Below are 20023 nucleotides of genomic sequence, written 5' to 3'. Positions count from 1 at the left end.
GGACCCCGAACCCGTACACCGTCTCGGACCGGAACACCTCGCCCGGCCTGAGCACCGTGCTCGGGAAGCCGGGCCGGTTCGGGGAGTCCGGGAAGTGCTGGGTCTCCAGGGCGATGCCGTCGCCGGGAGCGAACGGCTCGCCCAGGTGGTCGGCGGTGTAGAGCTGGAGGCCCGGTTCGGTCGTCGACACGGTCAGGATGCGGCCGGAGCCCGGGTCGTGCAGCTCGGCGACCTGCTCCGGAGCGGCTGTCACGCCCTTGTCCAGCACGAAGTTGTGGTCGTAACCGGAGCCGACCTTGCGGGCCGTTCGGAAGTCGAAGCGGGAGCCGGTCACCTCCTCCAGGGCGCCCGTCGGGATCAGGTCCGCGTCCGCCGGGGTGATTCGGGACGCGGCGAGCCACAGCTCGTGCCCGCCCGCGTGGCCGGCGCCGGCCAGGTTGAAGTAGCTGTGGTTGGTGAGGTTGAGCACGGTCGGCGCGTCGGTGACCGCCTCGTACGCGACGTGCAGCGCGCCCGACGCGTCCAGGGTGTACGTCGCCGACACCTCGAGCCGGCCCGGAAAGCCCTCCTCGCCGTGCGGACTCACCCGGGACAGCCGGACCCCGTGCTCGACGGGCTCCGCGTCCCACACCCGCTTGTCGAAGCCGTGCGCGCCGCCGTGCAGGGAGTTCGCGCCCTCGTTCGGCTCCAGCGCGTAGACCGCGCCGTCCAGCGGGAAGCGGGCGTGCCCGATCCGGTTGGCGTACCGGCCGATCACGGCGCCGAGGAACGGCTCCGGATGGGAGAGATAGCCGTCCAGGTCGGGGAAGCCCAGCACCACGTCCGCCGTCCGGCCCTCCCGGTCCGGCACCCGCACCGACTGCACGATCCCGCCGTAGGTCAGGACCTCCACCCGGGTCCCGGCGCGCTCCAGGGTCCAGCGGTGGACCGGGGTGCCGTCGGAAACCGTGCCGAAAAGTTCGCTCATGTGGAAAACAGTATGCGATACGTGTCCTAGGCAACCGGATCGGCGGCGGTGATCGTCCGGTACGCGATCGCGGCGAGCCGCGCCTGGCCGTCCTTGCTGGGGTGGAACCAGTCCCAGTGGCTGAGCTGGCCGGTGCCGAACCGGTAGTCGTAGACCGCGTTCCCGTCGAAGCGGCAGCGGCGGTCCCTGGCGCAGACCTCCCTCAGCACGTCGTTGTACTCCACCACCCGCTGCTGCACCCGGTCCCGGCGCAGCATCGCCGCGCCGGTCAGGTCGTCCGCGTCCGACAGCATCGACGGGCAGATGCCGAGCTTCCACACCTCCCTGCCCAGCGGACTGGTCCGGCCCGCCCACCACAGCCGCTTCAGGTTCGGCACGCTCGCCACGTAGACCTGCGTCTTCGGCGACGCCGCGCGCAGGGTGTGCAGCGCCTCCTCGAAGTCCGCACGGAAGTCGGCCACCGAGGTCATGGCCCGCGCAGAGGACCGGCAGGCGTCGTTCGCACCCACCATCACCGTCACCAGCGCGGGGGTGTGCGCGGCCGCCTGGGACATCTGCTCGGGCAGGTCCGCCATCCGGGCGCCGGTCGCCGCGTAGTTCCAGCTGCGCTTCGCCGCGCCCGCGGGGCCGAGCAGCCGCACCGCCAGGCTGTCCACCTCGGTGTCGCTGCCCGTCGCCCACGACACCTCGGGGCAGTCCGACAGCACCGTGCACGCGTCGAAGCCGCGGGTGATGGAGTCGCCGACCGCGGCGATCGAGCCCGGACTGCGGTTCCACACCGGCGCCGGTGCGGCCGCGCGCGCCTTGGTGCCCTGCGACGCGGGCGCACGGCCGCCCGTGGTGTCGCATCCGGCGAGGCCCAGCACCGCGACCGCCACGACGGCGAGAGCGGCTCGCGTACGGCTGCTCGGCTTGCGCATCCTGCCGGTCCCCTCGTCGCCGGACCCGGTGCCCCGGGTGAACGTGTGTGTCTCCCTCCCATGACAACGCGCGGGGGTTCCCGAGCGGGCGGCCTGGAACGGTGCACCCCCGCACAAGCGTCCCCCTGGGTGAATGGCGGGGGTTTCCTGGCGCCGGGACCGACGGTACGTCACACTCCTTGCACCGCCGCAGGGTAGCCTCGCCATCAACGCGGCCGTCGAGCCACTGCCGCCAGCCAGTCCGCAAGATGTCCCGCTCTGCCCGGAGGTTCCGGTGACGACACGTGGAGTTCTGTACGTGCACTCCGCGCCGCGCGCGCTGTGCCCGCACGTCGAGTGGGCCGTCGCCGGGGTGCTCGGCACGCGCGTCGGCCTCGACTGGATCCGGCAGCCCGCTGCCCCCGGGACCTGGCGCTCGGAGTTCTCCTGGCAGGGTGAGGCCGGTACGGCCTCCAAGCTGGCCTCCGCGCTGCGCGGATGGCACCTGCTGCGCTTCGAGGTCACCGCCGAGCCCTGCCCGACGGCCGAGGGGGAGCGCTACAGCTGCACCCCCGACCTCGGCATCTTCCACGCCGTCACCGGCATCCACGGCGACATCCTCATCCCCGAGGACCGCCTCCGTGCGGCCCTGACCCGCTCCCAGCGCGGCGAGACCGAGCTGGAGGCCGAGATCGCCAAGCTCCTGGGCAAGCCGTGGGACGACGAACTCGAGCCCTTCAGATACGCCGGCGAGGGAGCACCGGTGCGCTGGCTGCACCAGGTGGTCTGAGGTTCCGTTCCCCGTGGTCGAGCAAGAGTGAGGGCCCCTGCCGCTCGGCAGGGGCCCTCACTCACGTTCTCAGATCGTCCGGAACGCCAGCACCACGTTGTGGCCGCCGAAGCCGAACGAGTCGTTCAGCGCGGCGATGCGGCCCTCGGGCAGCTGACGGGCCTCGCCGCGGACGATGTCCGCGTTGACCTCGGGGTCGAGCTCGTCGATGTTGATCGTCGGCGGAGCCGTGCGGTTGACCAGCGCCAGGATCGACGCGACGGTCTCGATACCACCCGCGCCACCCAGCAGATGACCGGTCATCGACTTCGTCGCGGAGATCGCCATGTGGTCGACGTCGTCGCCGAACACCTTGCGCAGCGCCTTGATCTCGGCGACGTCGCCCTGCGGCGTCGACGTCGCGTGCGCGTTCACGTGCACGACCTCGGCCGGCTTCAGGTCCGTGTTGTCGAGCAGGTTCTGCAGCGCGTGTGCGATGCCGTTGCCGGACGGCTCCGGCTGTGTGATGTGGTGGCTGTCGGCGGAGATGCCCTGACCGACCGCCTCGACGTAGATCCGGGCGCCGCGGGCCTTCGCGTGCTCCTCGGACTCCAGGACGATCACACCGGCGCCCTCCCCGAGCACGAAGCCGTCACGGCCGGCGTCGTAGGGACGGGAGGCGCCCTGCGGGTCGTCGTTGTTCTTGGACATCGCCATCATGTTGCCGAACGCGGCGATCGGCAGCGGATGGATGGCGGCCTCGGTACCACCGGCCACGACGACGTCCGCACGCCCGGTGCGGATCATCTCGATCGCGTACCCGATGGCCTCCGCGCCCGAGGCGCAGGCCGAGACCGGGGTGTGCACACCGGCGCAGGCGCCCAGCTCGATGCCGACGTTGGCGGCCGGGGAGTTGGGCATCAGCATCGGCACGGTGTGCGGGGAGACGCGGCGGACGCCCTTCTCCTTGAGCACGTCGTACTGGTCCAGGAGGGTCGTCACGCCGCCGATGCCGGAGGCGATGACCGCACCGAGGCGGTCGGGGTTCACGGACGCGTCCTCGCCGGCCCTGGCGGTGAACCCTGCGTCCTTCCAGGCCTCCTGAGCGGCGATCAGCGCGAACTGCGCCGAGCGGTCCAGCCTGCGGGCCTGCGGCCGGGGGATGATCTCGCCGGGTTCCACGGCGATCTGCGCGGCGATGCGGACCGGCAGGTCGGCCGCCCACTCCTGCTCCAGAGGGCCTACGCCGGACGTGCCGGCGACCAGGGCCTTCCAGAACGAGGCTACGTCGCCACCCAGCGGTGTGGTTGCGCCGATACCGGTGACGACCACGGTGCGATTGGTCGGGCTCACGGGAATTCTTTCTCCAACGGATGCGGGAATCAACGGCGCCACCGCCGGGTGGCGGGGCCTTCAGCCCTGGGCCTGAGAGGTGACTCAGGCCTGGTGCTTGAGGATGTAGTCGGTCGCGTCGCCGACGGTCTTGAGGTTCTTGACGTCCTCGTCCGGGATCTTCACGTCGAAGCGCTCCTCGGCGGCGACGACGACCTCGACCATGGACAGCGAGTCGACGTCCAGGTCGTCGGTGAAGGACTTGTCCAGCTGGACGTCCTCGGTGGGGATCCCGGCGATCTCGTTCACGATCTCGGCGAGACCGGCGACGATCTCTTCCTGAGTGGCGGCCATGTCAGGCGCTCCTTCTTCGATGTTCCAGACGGTTGGTGGCGATTTCTGCCGTGCCCGATCACATGATCGGGCACGGAGTGCCTAGGGGAGGGTAACGACCGTGGCGGCGTAGACGAGACCCGCCCCGAATCCGATGACGAGCGCGGTGTCGCCGCTCTTCGCCTCCCCGGTCGCCAGGAGCCGCTCCATCGCGAGCGGAATCGAGGCGGCCGAGGTGTTGCCGGTGGTGCGGATGTCACGGGCGACCGTGACGTGCTCCGGCAGTTTGAGGGTCTTCACCATCGAGTCGATGATCCGCACGTTGGCCTGGTGCGGGATGAAGACGTCCAGCTCCTGCGGGCTGATCCCGGCCGCGTCCAGCGCCTGCTGGGCGACCTTCGCCATCTCGAACACGGCCCAGCGGAACACCGCCTGGCCCTCCTGCGTGATGGCGGGGAACTTGACGTTGCCGTCGCTGTCGAGCGGCAGTTCGGACACGTCACCGATGCGGAACCGGGTCCAGGGGATGGTCTGCTTGATCGTCTCCGACTTGTCGCCCTCGGAGCCCCACACGGTCGGGCCGATGGCCGGTTCCTGCGAGGGGCCGACGACGACCGCCCCGGCGCCGTCGCCGAACAGGAAGGCGGTGGCCCGGTCCTCCAGGTCGGTGAGGTCGCTGAGCCGCTCCACGCCGATGACGAGCACGTACTCGGCGGAACCTTCCACCACCATGCCCTTGGCGAGGGTCAGGCCGTAGCCGAAGCCCGCGCAGCCCGCCGAGATGTCGAAGGCGGCGGCCTTGTTCGTGCCCAGCTTGTCGGCGATCTCGGTGGCCACGGCCGGGGTCTGGCTGAAGTGCGAGACCGTCGAGACGACCACGGCGCCGATCTGCTCGGCGCCGATGCCGGCGTCCGCGATCGCCTTGCCGGCGGCCTCGACGGACATCGCGGCCACGGTCTCCTCGGGACCGGCCCAGTGCCGGGTCTCGATGCCGGAGCGGGAGCGGATCCACTCGTCGGACGAGTCGATCTTCTCCAGGATCACCTCGTTGGGCACGACCCGGGTCGGCCGGTAGCCGCCGACACCGAGGATGCGCGCATACGGGGCACCCTTGCTGGGCTTGATCTTCGCCATGTACGGCTCCTTAGGCGCCGGCGTGCTCTGCGAGGAGCGCGCGGGCCGCGTCGAGGTCGTCGGGGGTCTTCAGGGCCAGCGTGGCGACGCCGGGCAGCGCGCGCTTGGCCAGTCCGGTGAGCGTGCCGCCCGGGCACACCTCGATGAGCGCGGTGACGCCCAGCTCCTTGAAGGTCTCCATGCACAGGTCCCAGCGCACGGGATTGGCGACCTGGCCGACCAGCCGCTCCAGCACCTCGGCGCCGCTCGCGACCGCCTGGCCGTCCTTGTTGGAGACGTAGGTCACCTCGGGGTCGGCCGGGTTCAGCTCCGCGGCGGCCTTGGCCAGCGTCTCGACGGCGGGAGCCATGTGGTGGGTGTGGAAGGCGCCGGCGACCTTCAGCGGGACCACCTTGCGGACGCCCTCGGGCCTGTCCTCGTTCAGCGCGGCCAACTGCTCCAGCGTGCCCGCGGCGACGATCTGGCCCGCGCCGTTGATGTTCGCCGGGGTCAGGCCCAGCTTCTCCAGGTGGGCCACGGAGGTCTCGGGGTCGCCGCCGAGCAGTGCCGACATGCCCGTCTCGGTGATCGCGGCGGCGTCGGCCATCGCCAGACCCCGCTTGCGGACCAGGCCCAGCGCGGCGGTGTCGTCCAGCACGCCCGCGAAGGCGGCGGCGGTGATCTCACCGACGCTGTGACCGGCGACCGCACCCGGGTGGATGGCACCGAGTGCCGCGGCGGACAGGATGCCGGCGGCGACCAGCAGCGGCTGGGCCACCGCGGTGTCCCGGATGGCGTCGGCGTCGGCCTGGGTGCCGTAGTGCACCAGGTCCAGGCCGATGGCGTCCGACCAGGCGGCGACACGGTCCGCGGCGCCGGGCAGTTCGAGCCAGGGAGTCAGGAAGCCGGGCGTCTGGGCGCCCTGGCCGGGAGCGACGAGTACGAGCACTCTCACACTCTCTCTTGGGGACGGCCGAGGCCGCCCGTGGGGACAAGGACGAAGAACACGAAGGGCTTTTGTGGATCTCCCACAAAACCTTATGCCGGGGGTTCGCCGTCGGCCAGACGCCCCAGGATGAGCGCAATCCGCAGTGTGAACGCGGATCGTACATCCGACGGCGACCAACCGGTGACGTCTGTCACACGTCGGAGCCGGTAGCGGACGGTATTCGGGTGAACGAAGAGCATCCGGGCCGCGCCCTCCAGGCTGCTCGCCTGCTCCAGATAGACACTCAAGGTTTCCAGCAGCGCCGACCCGGCCTCTTCCAGAGGTCTGTAGATCTCCTCCACCAACTGCTCGCGGGCGCTGGGATCACCCGCGATCGCGCGCTCCGGCAGGAGATCGTCCGCCAGCACCGGCCGTGGCGCGTCCTGCCAGGCCGAACACGCCTTCAGCCCCGCCGCGGCGGCCTGCGCGGACCGCGTGGCGGCCAGCAGATCCGGTACGACGGGCCCCGCGACCACCGGGCCCGCGGCGAACGGCCCGATCAGCGACTTGGCGACGGCGAGCGGGTTGCTGCTGCCGCCGGCGATCACGACGAGCCGGTCGCCCAGCACCCCGGTGAGCACCTGGAGCTTGGCGTGCCGGGCGGCCCGCCGAATGGCCTCGACGGTCAGCTCGCTGTCCCCGTCCGGCGCGGTCCCCAGCACCACACACACATGCTCCGGCGAGTTCCACCCGAGCGCGGCCGCCCGGCTCACCGCCCCCTCGTCGGCCTCCCCGCTCAGCACGGCGTTGACCACCAGCGACTCCAGCCGCGCGTCCCAGGCACCGCGTGCCTCCGCGGCCTGGGCGTAGACCTGCGCGGTGGCGAAGGCGATCTCGCGGGCGTACACGAGCAGTGCCTCGCGCAGCACGCTCTCGTCCCCGGGCGCCGCGACCTCGTCGATCGCGCTCTCCATGACCTCGATGGTGGTGCGCACCATCTCCACGGTCTGCCGCAGTGTGATGGCCCGGGTCAGCTCGCGCGGCGCGGTGCCGAACACGTCCGTGGAGATCGCCTGGGGCGCGTCCGGGTGCCGGAACCACTCGGTGAAGGCCGCGATGCCCGCCTGGGCGACCAGCCCGATCCACGAACGGTTCTCCGGGGGCATGGCCCGATACCACGGCAGGGTCTCGTCCATGCGTGCGATGGCCTGAGCGGCGAGAGAACCTGAGGACTTCTCCAGCCGCTTGAGGGTCGCGGCGTGCGGGTGGACGTCGTGTACGTGCGGATCGCTGCTGCGGGATTCGGGTTCGGGCACGGGACAAGACTGCCTTATCGGGCTGGGACGGTGTGCCGCCGGGGCTGTGCTTGACGGCCCGGTCGCCTTCGGGGGCTCCTCAGGACGGTGTCGAGGTGCCCCCTGCGGCGGCCTGGCGGCCGGTGGTCCGGGAGCAGCGGGCGCCGGTCCCGTGCCCCGTGCGGCTACCGTGGTGCGCGTGATGGACGTACGGCGTGCCGGTGAGCGCTACCCCGGGGGGGATCCCGAGGCCGGGATCGAGTCGTGGCACGCCTTCTCCTTCGGGCCGCACTACGACCCCGGCAACCTCCGCTTCGGCGCGATCATCGCCTGCAACGAGGAACGGCTCGCGCCCGGCGCCGGGTTCGACGAACACCCGCACAGTCACACCGAGATCGTCACGTGGGTCGCCGAGGGCGAGCTGACCCACCGCGACTCCACCGGCCACGAGACCAAGGTCCGCCCCGGCGACGTCCAGCGGCTCAGTGCGGCGGCGGGCGTCCGGCACGTGGAACGCAACGACGGCCCGGCACCCCTCACCTTCGTCCAGATGTGGCTGGCCCCCCTGGAACCGGGCGGCGACCCCTCCTACGAGATCGTTCCCGGCATCGCCGACGCCACCCCTTACGCCGTCCCCGAGGCCGGCGCGATGCTCCACGTGCGCCGCCTGTCACCGGCCGGGCGAACGGCGGTCCCGGACGCGGCGCACGTGTACGTCCACGTGGTCCGCGGCACCGTCGGGCTGGGGGAGGAGCGCCTGGGCGCGGGCGACTCGGCACGGATCACCGGGGCGGAGGGCCTGGAGGCGGTGGCGGTCACCTCGGCCGAGGTGCTGCTGTGGGAGATGTCATAGCCGCGGCGGTCGCGGCCGGCCTCAGTTGCGCAGCTCCGCCAGCACCGCGTCCGTGAACACCGGCCACGCCTCGACCGCCCAGGGACCGAAGGCCCTGTCCGTCAGGGCAACCCCGGCCGCCCCCGCGTCCGGGTCGACCCACAGGAACGTACCGGACTGCCCGAAATGCCCAAACGTTCGTGGTGACGAAGAAGTCCCGGTCCAGTGGGGGGACTTGGAGTCGCGGATCTCGAAGCCCAGCCCCCAGTCGTTCGGGTTCTGGTGCCCGTATCCCGGCAGCACCCCCTTCGTCCCCGGGTACTGCACGCTCATCGCCTCCGCCACCGTCCGCGGGTCCAGCAGCCGCGGCGCCTGCACCTCGGCCGCGAACCGCAGGAGGTCCGAGACGGTGGACACGCCGTCCTTCGCCGGGGAGCCCTCCAGTGACGTCGACGTCATCCCCAGCGGTTCCAGCACCGCCTGCCGCAGATAATCGGTGAACGGAATCTCCGTCGCCGCGGCGATGTGGTCGCCGAGCTGCTCGAACCCGGCGTTGGAGTAGAGACGCCGCTCACCGGGGGGCGCCGTCACCCGGTGCTCGTCGAAGGCCAGCCCGGAGGTGTGGGCCAGAAGGTGGCGGACGGTCGACCCGGGCGGTCCGGCCGGCTCGTCCAGCTCGATGGCACCCTCCTCGTACGCGACCAGCGCCGCGTACGCGGCCAGCGGCTTGGTGACCGAGGCCAGCGCGAAGCGGTGTCCGACGGGGCCGTGCGTCCCGAGGACGGTCCCGTCGGCTCGTACGACGCCCGCCGCGGCGGTGGGGACGGGCCAGTTCTCGATCAGCGCCAGGCTCTGCAACGACATGCCGGCGAGCCTATGCGGCTCACAGGGCCAGCCGCATCGAGGGGTCCGGCTTGCGCACGAAACCGAGGGACGCGTACAGCGGCTCGGCCTGCGCGGACGCGTTCAGGTCGACCTGCCCGGCACCCCGCTCCCGGAACCACTGCAGCAGTTCCTCCATGCACGCGCGCGCGTAACCGCGCCGCCGGGCGTCCGGGTCGGTGGCGACGCTGAAGACGTGCCCGACCCGCCCGCGCGGGTTCCCGGCACGGCCGATGCGGTATTCGAGCGCCCCGCACACCAGGGCGGCCAGCGCGCCCGGCCGGTCCGGGTGATCGACGACGAACGCCACGAAGTCCCCGTCCGCGTCCGCCAGTCGCTCCCGCAGCACCGGCAGGGACTCGGCGTGCCAGTCGGTCGGCCCGCCCCCGGCCTCGAACATGGAATCGATCATGACCTGGCGCAGTCGCAGCACTTCCGTGGCATCCTCGGGCACGGCCCGGCGTACAAGACTCATGTGCCGCACGCTAGTGCCGCGGCGTGGCCCGGGTCCTGGGGATTTCTTACCGGATCCGCTTGCTTCGAGCGCACTCCAACCCCATAGCGTGGTGGTCATGACGGTGATGCAGACCACGCCAGCGGACACCGCGCGAACGGCCCCCGCCGACATCTGCTCCGCGCCGCCCAGGCGCCATCCACGCCCCGACGGCCAGGACCGCTACACGATCAGCGAGGTCGTCGCGTTCACCGGCCTGACCGCGCACACCCTGCGCTGGTACGAGCGGATCGGCCTGATGCCGCACGTCGACCGCTCGCACACCGGCCAGCGGCGCTACAGCAACCGCGACCTGGACTGGCTGGACTTCGTGACCAAGCTGCGGCTGACCGGCATGCCGGTGGCGGACATGGTCCGGTACGCGGAGCTGGTCCGGGAGGGCGAGAGCACCTACGGGGAACGCCGGGAGCTGCTGGAGTCGACCCGCCGGGACGTGCTGAACCGTATCGAGGAGTTGCGGGACACGCTCGCCGTGCTCGACCGCAAGATCAGTTTCTACGCGATGGAGGGGACCACGCGATGACCGACGCCAGGATTCCGACGGTACGACTCGGCGAGGGCGGACCGGAGGTGGGTGTCCAGGGCCTCGGCTGCATGGGCATGAGCTTCGCGTACGGCCCCACGGACGCCGGCCAGGCGCGCGCCGCGCTGGAGCGGGCGCTGGAGCTGGGCGTGACGCTGTACGACACGGCGGACGCCTACGGCGCGGGCGACAACGAGCGCTTCCTCTCGCCCTTCTTCAAGGCGCACCGGGACGAGGTGGTCATCGCCACCAAGTTCGCGCTGTCGATCCCCGACGACGACCCGACCAAGCGGATCATCCGCAACGACGCGCCGTACATCCGCCAGGCCGTCGAGGCGAGTCTGAAGCGGCTCGGCGTCGACGTGATCGACGTGTACTACATGCACCGCCGCGATCCGCGGGTCCCGATCGAGGAGACCGTCGGCACGATGGCGGAGCTGGTCCGCGAGGGCAAGGTCAGGCATCTCGGGCTGAGCGAGGTCACCGCCGACGAACTGCGCGCCGCGCACGCCGTGCACCCGATCGCGGCCGTGCAGTCGGAGTGGTCGCTGTTCAGCCGGGACATCGAGGCGAGGGTCGTACCGGCCGCGCGGGACCTGGGGGTCGCCCTGGTGCCCTACTCGCCGCTCGGCCGCGGCTTCCTCACCGGCTCCTTCACGCACGCCGAACAGGAACTGAGCGCCGACGACTTCCGCCGTCAGCAGCCCCGCTTCACCGGCGCCAACGCGACCGCCAACGCGGCCCTGCTGGAGCCGGTCCGCGCCGTCGCCGAGGCCCACGGCGCCACCCCCGGCCAGGTCGCCCTGGCCTGGGTGCAGCAGCGGGCGACGGTCGACGCCCTTCCCGTGGTGCCCATCCCGGGCACCCGCAAGCCGCACCGGGTGGAGGAGAACGTGGCGGCGACGGGCCTCACCCTGACCGACGAGGAACTGGCCCGGCTGGAGCCGATCGCGGGCAGGGTGGCGGGCGAGCGCTACGCGGACATGGCGTTCACTTCCGCGGGCCGCGAATAGCTCACAACTCCGCCAGCAAATCCGCCTTCTTGGCGGAGAACTCCTCGTCGGTGAGCAGCCCGGACCGGTGCAGCTCACCGAGATGGCGGATCCGTTCCGCGATGTCCGCCGGGTCGCGTCGTGACGGGGCCGGTGCCACGGGCACCGGCCCCCTGGAGCGTACGGCGGCGAGGACGGCCGCCGCGAACGGCAGCGACTCGTGCACCGGCCCGTATCCCAGTCCGAACACCACCGCCGCCGGATCCTGGTCGGCCGGCACGCGCGCCGTCGCGTCGGCCGACCTGCTCAGCAGTCTGAGGTGCCCCTCGAACACCTCCGGCGACCGCCACTCCACCCCGCTCAGCTCCGTGACCGGAAAACTCTGGTCGCCGGCCTTCCACTTCGTCGACGATGCCCCCGTCCAGGACCAGCGGAACTGCACGGCCGTACCGTCGAAGCTCGCCTTCCCGTCGTACGCCTTGAAGGACAGCGGCACTTCGGGCGCGGGCACCAGGTGGTGTTCCACGGGGCCGGACTCGGTCAGCAGCCCCTTCAGTTCGTCCGCGTAGTACTCGGCGAGCGTCTCCCGCTCGGCCGGCAGCACCAGCCGGTACGGATCGGAGCCCTCCTTCAGCTGCCCGGCCGCCGCCTCCATGAGCGGATCCGCGCCGGGCCGCGGCAGCAGCCGCAGCACGACCGTGCCGCGCCTGCCCGGGCTGATCGTCACGCCCTCGACCGCGGGCAGCGGGACCCGCCGCTCCCCGAGCGCCTGGAACAGCTTCGGTGTCCGAATCCCCCGTTCGTAACGGATGAGCACGGAGTCGGACCCGAACTCCCAGACGGCATGAAATCCCGCCAGTACGTCACCCATGCGGCTCATCGTATGCGGCACGTGCTCCTCCGTCGCCACCCGCGCAGACCGCACTTCCTGCTGCTTCTACGCGCGTCCGGCATCAGACGCGCCGGACAGACCGGCTCGGCACACGTCGTTCTCATGGGCACACGTCACCGCGTCGTACGCCCCGACGGCCACGTCGGCCAGGTTGCGCAGACTGTCCGTGCCCGGCTGGAAATAGCCGGCGTGACCCCGCGCGTCCCGCGCGGACAGCACCCGCGCGCCGAACGCGGAGGACACCGGATCGGCGCCGTGCCCGAGCCCGCCGAGCTCCAGATACGGCACGTCCTGGATCCAGTCGGTCGCGTCGCGCATGGCCCACACCCGGGCGCCGGTGTCCAGGTGGGAGGCGCTGGAGACCCGCATGCCGGGGCTCGCCGCCACCGCTATGTCGGTCACCCGGCGGGGCATCTCGTGCGCCGCGACACCGCAGACCACCGAGCCGTAGCTGTGGCAGACCATCGCCACCGGGGCCCGCCCGGGCAGACCGTCCAGCAGGGCGTTCAGCCGTACGGCGCCCTCCTCGGCGCGCAGGCCGGTGGCCGCGTCCACGCCGAGTCCGTCGGGAGCGGTGTAGTCGGCCCAGGCGATCACGGCCGTCCGGGCCGCGGGGCTCTGCGCGCGCTCCGCCGCGTACAGCGCCTTGGCCATGCCGACCGGGGCGGTGTACTGCCGGTCGGTCCGCTGGAAGGTGAGCAGATCGGTGTCGACGCCGGGGACGACGACGGAGATCCGCTCGGCCTCGTCGAGGTTCCCGAACACCTCCGCGATCCGGCCCGAGCCCTCGGGGTCGAAGGCCAGGATGTGCCGACCGGGGGTCAGCAGCGACTCGTAGCGGTGCATACGGCGGCCCGCGTCCTGCTGGCCGGCCGCGCTGAGCCGGCTGTCGTGCATGCGTTTGCGCTCGACCCGGCGCTGCTGCTCCAGCGCGATGTGGTTCGCGCGGTAGCGCAGGGTGACGGGGGCGCCGTTCATGTTGCCGACCGCGAGCGGGTAGCGGCGGGCGAGACGGCTCTGGTCCTCCGGCGTGAGGGAGGCGAAGAAGCGGCTGAGTGCGGCCGGTGCGGCGTGCGGGTCCGGCAGATGGAGGCCGTGGATGCTGCCGTGCTCCCACTCGGCGAGCGAGGCCTGCAGTGCGGTCGACGCGCGGTGGCTGCGCAGGGCGGTCCAGCCGGTGGTCGCGAGCATCACGAACACCACGGCCAGCGCCAGCATTGCGCGCCAGACGTTCAGTTGCGGGGAGGTGTCGAAGGAAGTCACTGGGAGGACACACTAGGAGAACGGGAGGGTCTCGGGGTAACCGAGTGACCGGTATCACGTTTCGTCAGGGATCGAACGGGTCGTCAACGATCTCGTTCCGCGCGCCAGTTCCCGGTGAGCGCCGAACCCACCCGATCGAGGTAGGACGCGGTGAGTTGACGCATGGCGTCCAGGCTGAAGTCGTCGCCCGTGCACCACTGCCGCTCCGTGACCCTTATCACGCCGCCGAACACGGCCACGGCCAGCCGCGGCCGCGGGTCGGCGTCCACGTCCACGCCCTCGCGCTCGGCCAGCAGCCGGGCGATCGTCTCCTCCGTCGCCGCCGAGCGGCGCAAGTGCGCGGCGAGCAGCGCGGGCGTCGACTCGATCGTGCGGTACATGCGCAGATACAGCTCGACCGGGACGGCCGACTCCACGGTCTCCCGGATCGCGTCCCAGCCCTCCAGGACCGCCTGCCGCAGCGCCTCCAGCGGCGCCTCGTGCGGCGGACGCGCGCGTACGGCGTCGACGAAGCGCGCCTCCGTCATGTCCTGGACCGCGAACGCCACGTCCTCCTTGCCGGCGAAGTAGCGGAAGAAGGTGCGCTGCGAGACGTCGACGGCCTCGGCGATCTCGTCGACGGTCGTGTGCTCGTACCCCTGGGTCGTGAACAGTTCGAGGGCGGCGCGCAACAACGCTTCCCGGGTGCGCTGTTTCTTGCGTTCGCGCAGTGTTTCCATACGTGTCAGTTACTGTCGGATGAAATCATTTGTCAATTGTCAGAGGCTGTCACTAGCCTCGAAGGTATGACTAGTCAGACCACCATCGATGCGACGGGGCCGGGGGACGCGGCGCCCAAAGCCCCGCTCGAGTCGCCTCCGGCCGCGGGGCTGCGCGGCCATCCCTGGCTCACCCTGATCACCGTCGCCGTCGGCGTCATGATGGTGGCCCTCGACGGCACTATCGTGGCCATCGCCAACCCGGCCATCCAGAAGGACCTGGGGGCCACCTTCGCCCAGGTGCAGTGGATCACCAACGGCTACTTCCTCGCCCTCGCGGTCTCCCTGATCACCGCGGGCAAGCTCGGTGACCGCTTCGGCCACCGGCAGACCTTCCTCATCGGCGTCACCGGCTTCGCCTCCGCCTCCGGCGCCATCGGCCTGTCCCACAGCATTGCCGCGGTCGTGACGTTCCGCGTCTTCCAGGGCCTGTTCGGCGCGCTGCTGATGCCGGCCGCGCTCGGCCTGCTGCGGGCCACCTTCCCGGCCGAGAAGCTCAACATGGCCATCGGCATCTGGGGCATGGTGATCGGCGCGTCCACCGCCGGCGGCCCGATCCTCGGCGGCGTCCTCGTCGAGCACGTCGACTGGCAGTCGGTGTTCTTCATCAACGTGCCGGTGGGAGCGCTCGCCCTGATCCTGGGGGTGCTGATCCTGCTCGACCACCGCGCGGAGAACGCCCCGCGCTCCTTCGACCTCCTCGGCATCGCGCTGCTCTCGGGCGCGATGTTCTGCCTGGTGTGGGCCCTGATCAAGGCACCGACCTGGGGCTGGGGCGACGGGAAGACGTGGCTGTTCATCGGCGCGTCCGTGGTGCTCTTCGCCGTGTTCGCGTTCTGGGAGACCAGGGTCGAGGAGCCGCTGATCCCGCTGGGCCTGTTCCGCTCGGTCCCGCTCTCGGCCGGGGTCGTCCTGATGGTCCTCATGGCCATCGCGTTCATGGGCGGCCTGTTCTTCGTCACGTTCTACCTGCAGAACGTGCACGGCATGAGCCCCATCGACGCGGGCCTGCACCTGCTGCCGCTCACCGGCATGATGATCGTCGGCTCGCCGCTCGCCGGTGCCGCGATCACCAAGCTCGGCCCGCGCATCCCGCTGGCCGGCGGCATGGCCGCGACCGCGATCGCCATGTACGGCATGTCGACGCTCAAGGCCGACACCGGCAGCGGTGTGATGTCCGTCTGGTTCGCGCTCCTCGGCCTCGGCCTCGCGCCGGTCATGGTCGGCGCGACGGAGGTCATCGTCGGCAACGCCCCCATGGAACTGTCCGGTGTCGCCGGCGGCCTCCAGCAGGCGGCCATGCAGATCGGCGGCAGCCTCGGTACGGCCGTGCTGGGCGCCGTGATGGCCTCCAAGGTGGACAGCGACCTGCCGGGCAACTGGACGGGCGCGGGTCTGCCCGGGCTGACGCCCGGTCAGCTGGACCAGGCCTCCGAGGCGGTGCAGGTCGGTGTCGCCCCGGTGCCGAAGGGCGTGCCGGAGCAGATCGCCGCGAAGATCACCGAGGTCGCCCACCACACCTTCACCTCCGGCATGAGCCTCGCCTCCCTGGTCGCGGCGGGCGTGGCGGCGGTCGCCGTCTTCGTCGCGCTGCTCACCAAGCGAGGCGCGAACGCGGAGGCGGGCGTGGGCGTGGGCCACGTCTGACGGCTGCCTCCCGCGCCGTCCGCGGTCTTTGGGCGGAGTTCCCCTATCAGGGTGACTCCGCTGAAGATCGCTCGCACCGGCGCGCGCCGCGGGTCACAGTGGGTCAAGTCCTCCGCAGGGCATGGGGGGACGCCGGGCCGCGTCGCGCGCTGCCAGGAGGGGGGCAGCGCGCGCAGGTCTGCCGACGGCGAACCGGGGTACCCGCACATCGAAGCCGAACTGTCCATACGGCCGCAGGGAGTTGATGATGGCAGGCTTCGGGCACGGAACGCGCGGGTACCCCCGGTCACGTGGCCGGACGTGGCACCGGACCGGGCCGGACCGTGCGACGCTCGGAATCATCGGCACGATCTGTGCCGTGGCCGGTTTCTTCGCCCTGGGCATCGTCCTCGGCCCGGTGGCGGTGTTCTGCGGCTGGCAGTCCATGGGCCGCACCTGGTCCAACGGCCGCGACATCCCGGCCCTGGTGGCGCTGGTCCTGGGCGCGATAGACACGCTCCTGGCCATCGTCGCCCTGGCGGGCGCGGCAACGTGGAGCCACGGACTTCTCTAGGGCGTGTTTCGAAAGTGGCGTCGTCCGCCCGGAGGGCGGGGTCCGCGGCGTCTGGTGCGGTGCATCGCAGGGCGGAGGGTCGTCCTCGTACCGGGCGTACGTGGACGATCCCGACAACGCGGCGAGGTGCCGTGCCAGGCGTCGCGGACCAGACGGGACTTTCGAAACACGCCCCAGGGCCTGTCCGACGATTCCCGTCTGCCGCGCGGCGTCATGCACGCTCCCCCACTGCCTCAAGGGCGCGGGAGGTGCCCCCACTCGCCGCACCGGCCCCGGACCCGAGTACGTCGAGTACGAGGGCCTGGGGCCGGCACGCGGAGAGCACCCACCTGACGCCGCGCGGCCGCCCTTCGGGCAACGACGCGCATGGTCAGCCAGGTTCTAGGCGTCGCCGCCCGCCGCCCCCGGATGCGCCGCCGACACGTCCAGCAGCCGGTACCGGTCGATGGCCTGCTTCAGCACCGAGCGGTCGACCTTGCCCTCACGGGCCAACTCGGTCAGCACCGCGACCACGATCGACTGGGCGTCGATGTGGAAGAAGCGGCGCGCCGCACCGCGCGTGTCGGCGAAGCCGAAGCCGTCCGCGCCGAGCGACTGGTAGGTGCCCGGCACCCAACGTGCGATCTGGTCCGGAACCGAGCGCATCCAGTCGGACACGGCCACGAACGGACCCTCGGCGCCGCTGAGCTTGCGCGTCACGTACGGCACCCGCTGCTCCTCCTCGGGGTGCAGCAGATTGTGCTCCTCGCACGCCACCGCCTCGCGGCGCAGTTCGTTCCAGGAGGTGGCCGACCAGACGTCGGCACGCACGTTCCAGTCGTCGGCGAGGATGCGCTGCGCCTCCAGCGCCCAGGGCACCGCGACGCCCGACGCCATGATCTGCGCCGGGATCGAGCCGGTCGTGCCGTCGCTCAGCTTGTGGACGCCCTTGAGGATGCCCTCGACGTCCACGTTCGCCGGCTCGGCCGGGTGCTGGATGGGCTCGTTGTAGACGGTCAGGTAGTAGAAGACGTCCTCGCCGTGGGGGTGCTCGGCGTCGCCGCCGTACATGCGGCGCAGACCGTCCTTGACGATGTGCGCGATCTCGTACGCGTACGCCGGGTCGTACGCCACGCACGCCGGATTGGTGGAGGCGAGCAGCTGGGAGTGGCCGTCCGCGTGCTGCAGACCCTCGCCGGTCAGGGTCGTACGGCCGGCGGTCGCGCCCAGGACGAAACCGCGCGCCAGCTGGTCGGCCATCTGCCAGAACTGGTCGCCGGTGCGCTGGAAACCGAACATCGAGTAGAAGACGTAGACCGGGATCAGCGGCTCGCCGTGCGTGGCGTAGGCCGAGCCGGCGGCGATCAGGGAGGCCGTGCAGCCCGCCTCGGAGATGCCGTCGTGCAGCATCTGGCCCGTCGGCGACTCCTTGTAGGCGAGCAGCAGATCGCGGTCGACCGCCTCGTACTGCTGGCCGAGCGGGTTGTAGATCTTCGCGCTCGGGAAGAAGGAGTCCATGCCGAACGTGCGGTACTCGTCCGGCGCGATCAGCACGAACCGCTTGCCGATCTCCTTGTCCCGCATGAGGTCCTTCAGGAGCCGGACGAATGCCATCGTCGTGGCGATGGACTGCTGGCCCGTGCCCTTCTTCACCGTCGCGTACGCCTTGTCGTCCGGCAGTGCGAGCGGCTTCGAGCGCACGACGCGGGTGGGGACGTACCCGTCGCACGCCTTGCGCATGTCGTGCATGTACTGGATCTCTTCGGTGCCGCGGCCCGGGTGGTAGTACGGCGGGAGGCCGGACTCCAGCTCCTTGTCGGAGATCGGCAGGTGCAGCCGGTCCCGGAAGCGCTTGAGGTCGTCGACCGTCAGCTTCTTCATCTGGTGCGTGGCGTTGCGGCCCTCGAAGTTCGGGCCCAGCGTCCAGCCCTTGACCGTCTTGGCCAGGATGACCGTCGGCTGGCCCTTGTGCTCCAGGGCCGCCTTGTACGCCGCGTAGATCTTCCGGTGGTCGTGACCGCCGCGGCCCAGCATCAGGATCTGGTGGTCGGTCATGTTCTCGACCATCGCGCGCAGCCGTACGTCGTCACCGAAGAAGTGCTCGCGGATGTACGCGCCCGACTCGGTGGCGTACGTCTGGAACTGGCCGTCCGGCGTGGTGTTCATCTTGTTGACCAGCACGCCGTCGCGGTCCTGCGCGAGCAGCGGGTCCCAGGTGCGGTCCCAGATCAGCTTGATCACGTTCCAGCCGGCGCCCCGGAAGATCGACTCCAGCTCCTGGATGATCTTGCCGTTGCCGCGCACCGGGCCGTCGAGCCGCTGCAGATTGCAGTTGACCACGAAGGTCAGGTTGTCCAGATTCTCCCGCGCGGCGATGGACAGCTGGCCGAGCGACTCCGGCTCGTCCATCTCGCCGTCGCCCAGGAAGGCCCACACATGGGACTTGGCGGTGTCGGCGATCCCCCGCGCATGCATGTAGCGGTTCATCCGCGCCTGGAAGATCGCGGCGAGCGGGCCGAGGCCCATGGAGACCGTCGGGAACTCCCAGAAGTCCGGCATGGAGCGCGGGTGGGGGTAGCTGGACAGGCCGTTCGGGTGCTTCGACTTCTCCTGGCGGAAGCCGTCCAGCTGGTCCTCGGTGAGCCGGTCGAGCAGGTACGCGCGCGCGTAGATGCCCGGGGAGGCGTGGCCCTGGAAGAAGACCTGGTCGCCGCCGTCGCCCTCGTCCTTGCCGCGGAAGAAGTGGTTGAACCCGACGTCGTACAGCGAGGCCGAGGAGGCGAAGGTGGCGATGTGGCCGCCGACGCCGACGCCGGGGCGCTGGGCGCGTGACACCATCACCGCGGCGTTCCAGCGGGTGGCGTTGAGGATCTTGCGCTCGATCTCCTCGTTCCCCGGGAAGAACGGCTCGTCCTTGGTGGCGATGGTGTTGACGTAGTCCGTGCTGCGCATCTCGGGCACGGCCACACGTCGCTCGCGGGCGCGCTCGATCAGCCGCAGCATGAGATAGCGGGCCCGCTCCCGGCCGCGCTCGTCGACGGCGGCGTCGAGGGAGGCGAGCCACTCCTGGGTCTCCTCGGGATCGAAGTCAGGAACCTGACTCGGAAGGCCGCCAATGATGATCGGATTGCGATCGGATCCGGAACCCACGCTGTTCCTTACCTGTCAGAGGGCCGATTTCTTACTCGTGCCTGCACCGTTCCCCATCGTGTACCTCGGGACGGCGTACGTCATCTCCTCGGTGTCCCGACACTGTCTCCAGCGGTCAAAACGCAACGATACGCCCGGGGTGTGACGTGCTTGGCAAAGTTGTTCGATGGGCGTATCACCGGATGATTCCGAGAGGATTTCGAAGAGGGCAAACCGGGCACATCGGTGTGATGTGGGTCGGCGAGAATCGGGATACGGTGCCAGGAGTTGCGTCGACACGGCCGGGATCGTCACCGTTTCGGCGGTCCGGACGGCCGGGTACTTGCGCGATCCGCCCCGCCCGTGTGGACTACGGCCAATGCTTCGCGCACGCGCGTGGCTGAGATATTCACCAAGACATGA

Annotated in this window: 19 protein-coding genes; 6 read left to right on the top strand and 13 right to left on the bottom strand. The window is 70.9% G+C overall.

What is annotated here, in order from left to right; genetic code table 11:
- Both AC5WRT_RS25080 and AC5WRT_RS25075 read right to left on the bottom strand, forming a co-directional pair.
- On the bottom strand, positions 1-967 hold a 967-nt coding region (locus tag AC5WRT_RS25080), incomplete at its 3' end, for an aldose epimerase family protein (protein WP_496096624.1).
- A 26-nt stretch (positions 968-993) separates the two neighbouring features.
- Positions 994-1887 carry an SGNH/GDSL hydrolase family protein gene (locus AC5WRT_RS25075; RefSeq protein ID WP_496100614.1) on the bottom strand — a complete coding sequence of 298 codons (894 nt, stop codon included), beginning with the start codon at positions 1885-1887 and terminating at the stop codon, positions 994-996.
- 274 nt (positions 1888-2161) lie between these two features.
- Here AC5WRT_RS25075 and AC5WRT_RS25070 point away from each other — a divergent pair, with 274 nt between their 5' ends.
- Positions 2162-2656, top strand: coding sequence for a DUF3145 domain-containing protein (locus AC5WRT_RS25070; RefSeq protein ID WP_496096622.1), 495 nt, complete (start codon positions 2162-2164; stop codon positions 2654-2656).
- 69 nt (positions 2657-2725) lie between these two features.
- On the opposite strand, the gene fabF is transcribed toward AC5WRT_RS25070, so the two are convergent.
- The 5 genes from fabF to fasR form a co-directional block, all read right to left on the bottom strand.
- On the bottom strand, positions 2726-3988 hold the full coding sequence (gene fabF, locus AC5WRT_RS25065; RefSeq protein ID WP_496096621.1) for a beta-ketoacyl-ACP synthase II: 1263 nt from the start codon (positions 3986-3988) through the stop codon (positions 2726-2728).
- An 84-nt stretch (positions 3989-4072) separates the two neighbouring features.
- A complete protein-coding gene (locus AC5WRT_RS25060) occupies positions 4073-4321 on the bottom strand; it encodes an acyl carrier protein (RefSeq protein WP_018545314.1) in 249 nt (82 codons plus the stop codon).
- 81 nt (positions 4322-4402) lie between these two features.
- Entirely contained in the window at positions 4403-5434 is a 1032-nt protein-coding gene (locus AC5WRT_RS25055) for a ketoacyl-ACP synthase III (protein ID WP_496096620.1), read from the bottom strand.
- 10 nt (positions 5435-5444) lie between these two features.
- Entirely contained in the window at positions 5445-6362 is a 918-nt protein-coding gene (locus AC5WRT_RS25050; protein WP_496096619.1) for an ACP S-malonyltransferase, read from the bottom strand.
- A gap of 89 nt (positions 6363-6451) precedes the next feature.
- Positions 6452-7657: a fatty acid biosynthesis transcriptional regulator FasR gene (gene fasR, locus AC5WRT_RS25045; protein WP_496096618.1), complete on the bottom strand. Its 1206-nt coding sequence runs from the start codon at positions 7655-7657 to the stop codon at positions 6452-6454.
- A gap of 181 nt (positions 7658-7838) precedes the next feature.
- On the opposite strand from fasR, the gene AC5WRT_RS25040 reads away from it, so the two are divergent.
- Positions 7839-8489, top strand: coding sequence for a pirin family protein (locus tag AC5WRT_RS25040; protein WP_496096629.1), 651 nt, complete (start codon positions 7839-7841; stop codon positions 8487-8489).
- Between the two features lie 21 nt (positions 8490-8510).
- Here AC5WRT_RS25040 and AC5WRT_RS25035 read toward each other — a convergent pair whose 3' ends face one another.
- Both AC5WRT_RS25035 and AC5WRT_RS25030 read right to left on the bottom strand, forming a co-directional pair.
- Positions 8511-9332, bottom strand: a complete 822-nt coding sequence (locus AC5WRT_RS25035; RefSeq protein WP_496096617.1) for a serine hydrolase domain-containing protein — start codon at positions 9330-9332, stop codon at positions 8511-8513.
- A gap of 19 nt (positions 9333-9351) precedes the next feature.
- Positions 9352-9825, bottom strand: a complete 474-nt coding sequence (locus tag AC5WRT_RS25030; RefSeq protein ID WP_496096616.1) for a GNAT family N-acetyltransferase — start codon at positions 9823-9825, stop codon at positions 9352-9354.
- Positions 9826-9922: 97 nt separating this feature from the next.
- Here AC5WRT_RS25030 and AC5WRT_RS25025 point away from each other — a divergent pair, with 97 nt between their 5' ends.
- Together AC5WRT_RS25025 and AC5WRT_RS25020 are read left to right on the top strand one after the other, a co-directional pair.
- Positions 9923-10387: a MerR family transcriptional regulator gene (locus AC5WRT_RS25025; protein WP_496096615.1), complete on the top strand. Its 465-nt coding sequence runs from the start codon at positions 9923-9925 to the stop codon at positions 10385-10387.
- Entirely contained in the window at positions 10384-11400 is a 1017-nt protein-coding gene (locus tag AC5WRT_RS25020) for an aldo/keto reductase (protein ID WP_496096614.1), read from the top strand. The genes AC5WRT_RS25025 and AC5WRT_RS25020 overlap by 4 nt, the downstream gene beginning before the upstream one ends.
- Before the next feature lies 1 nt (position 11401).
- Here the strand turns inward: AC5WRT_RS25020 and AC5WRT_RS25015 are convergent, their stop codons facing one another.
- The 3 genes from AC5WRT_RS25015 to AC5WRT_RS25005 form a co-directional block, all read right to left on the bottom strand.
- A complete protein-coding gene (locus AC5WRT_RS25015; RefSeq protein ID WP_496096613.1) occupies positions 11402-12250 on the bottom strand; it encodes a DUF4429 domain-containing protein in 849 nt (282 codons plus the stop codon).
- A gap of 66 nt (positions 12251-12316) precedes the next feature.
- A complete protein-coding gene (locus AC5WRT_RS25010) occupies positions 12317-13534 on the bottom strand; it encodes an alpha/beta hydrolase (RefSeq protein WP_496100613.1) in 1218 nt (405 codons plus the stop codon).
- Between the two features lie 83 nt (positions 13535-13617).
- The gene (locus AC5WRT_RS25005; RefSeq protein WP_496096611.1) at positions 13618-14253 is read right to left on the bottom strand and encodes a TetR family transcriptional regulator; all 636 of its coding nucleotides are present in this window, start codon (positions 14251-14253) and stop codon (positions 13618-13620) included.
- A gap of 66 nt (positions 14254-14319) precedes the next feature.
- On the opposite strand from AC5WRT_RS25005, the gene AC5WRT_RS25000 reads away from it, so the two are divergent.
- Together AC5WRT_RS25000 and AC5WRT_RS24995 are read left to right on the top strand one after the other, a co-directional pair.
- Positions 14320-15939 (top strand): MFS transporter, encoded by a 1620-nt coding sequence (locus tag AC5WRT_RS25000; protein ID WP_496100612.1) that lies wholly within the window; start codon positions 14320-14322, stop codon positions 15937-15939.
- 247 nt (positions 15940-16186) lie between these two features.
- A complete protein-coding gene (locus AC5WRT_RS24995; RefSeq protein WP_496096628.1) occupies positions 16187-16492 on the top strand; it encodes a small hydrophobic protein in 306 nt (101 codons plus the stop codon).
- A 381-nt stretch (positions 16493-16873) separates the two neighbouring features.
- Here AC5WRT_RS24995 and aceE read toward each other — a convergent pair whose 3' ends face one another.
- Positions 16874-19621, bottom strand: a complete 2748-nt coding sequence (aceE, locus tag AC5WRT_RS24990; RefSeq protein WP_496096609.1) for a pyruvate dehydrogenase (acetyl-transferring), homodimeric type — start codon at positions 19619-19621, stop codon at positions 16874-16876.
- Positions 19622-20023 lie beyond the last annotated feature (402 nt).

Source organism: Streptomyces sp. NTD91, from assembly GCF_059510455.1.
The sequence above is the reverse complement of the archived record's forward strand: the minus strand, read 5'-3'. Positions and strand labels throughout refer to the sequence as shown.

What these genes read in the sequence shown, in the direction of transcription:
- AC5WRT_RS25075 (WP_496100614.1), bottom strand. Translation starts at nt 1,887, where the DNA reads ATGCGCAAGCCGAGCAGCCGTACGCGAGCCGCTCTCGCCGTCGTGGCG.
- AC5WRT_RS25060 (WP_018545314.1), bottom strand. Translation starts at nt 4,321, where the DNA reads ATGGCCGCCACTCAGGAAGAGATCGTCGCCGGTCTCGCCGAGATCGTG.
- AC5WRT_RS25055 (WP_496096620.1), bottom strand. Translation starts at nt 5,434, where the DNA reads ATGGCGAAGATCAAGCCCAGCAAGGGTGCCCCGTATGCGCGCATCCTC.
- AC5WRT_RS25040 (WP_496096629.1), top strand. Translation starts at nt 7,839, where the DNA reads ATGGACGTACGGCGTGCCGGTGAGCGCTACCCCGGGGGGGATCCCGAG.
- AC5WRT_RS25035 (WP_496096617.1), bottom strand. Translation starts at nt 9,332, where the DNA reads ATGTCGTTGCAGAGCCTGGCGCTGATCGAGAACTGGCCCGTCCCCACC.
- AC5WRT_RS25030 (WP_496096616.1), bottom strand. Translation starts at nt 9,825, where the DNA reads ATGAGTCTTGTACGCCGGGCCGTGCCCGAGGATGCCACGGAAGTGCTG.
- AC5WRT_RS25025 (WP_496096615.1), top strand. Translation starts at nt 9,923, where the DNA reads ATGACGGTGATGCAGACCACGCCAGCGGACACCGCGCGAACGGCCCCC.
- AC5WRT_RS25020 (WP_496096614.1), top strand. Translation starts at nt 10,384, where the DNA reads ATGACCGACGCCAGGATTCCGACGGTACGACTCGGCGAGGGCGGACCG.
- AC5WRT_RS25015 (WP_496096613.1), bottom strand. Translation starts at nt 12,250, where the DNA reads ATGGGTGACGTACTGGCGGGATTTCATGCCGTCTGGGAGTTCGGGTCC.
- AC5WRT_RS25005 (WP_496096611.1), bottom strand. Translation starts at nt 14,253, where the DNA reads ATGGAAACACTGCGCGAACGCAAGAAACAGCGCACCCGGGAAGCGTTG.
- AC5WRT_RS25000 (WP_496100612.1), top strand. Translation starts at nt 14,320, where the DNA reads ATGACTAGTCAGACCACCATCGATGCGACGGGGCCGGGGGACGCGGCG.
- AC5WRT_RS24995 (WP_496096628.1), top strand. Translation starts at nt 16,187, where the DNA reads ATGGCAGGCTTCGGGCACGGAACGCGCGGGTACCCCCGGTCACGTGGC.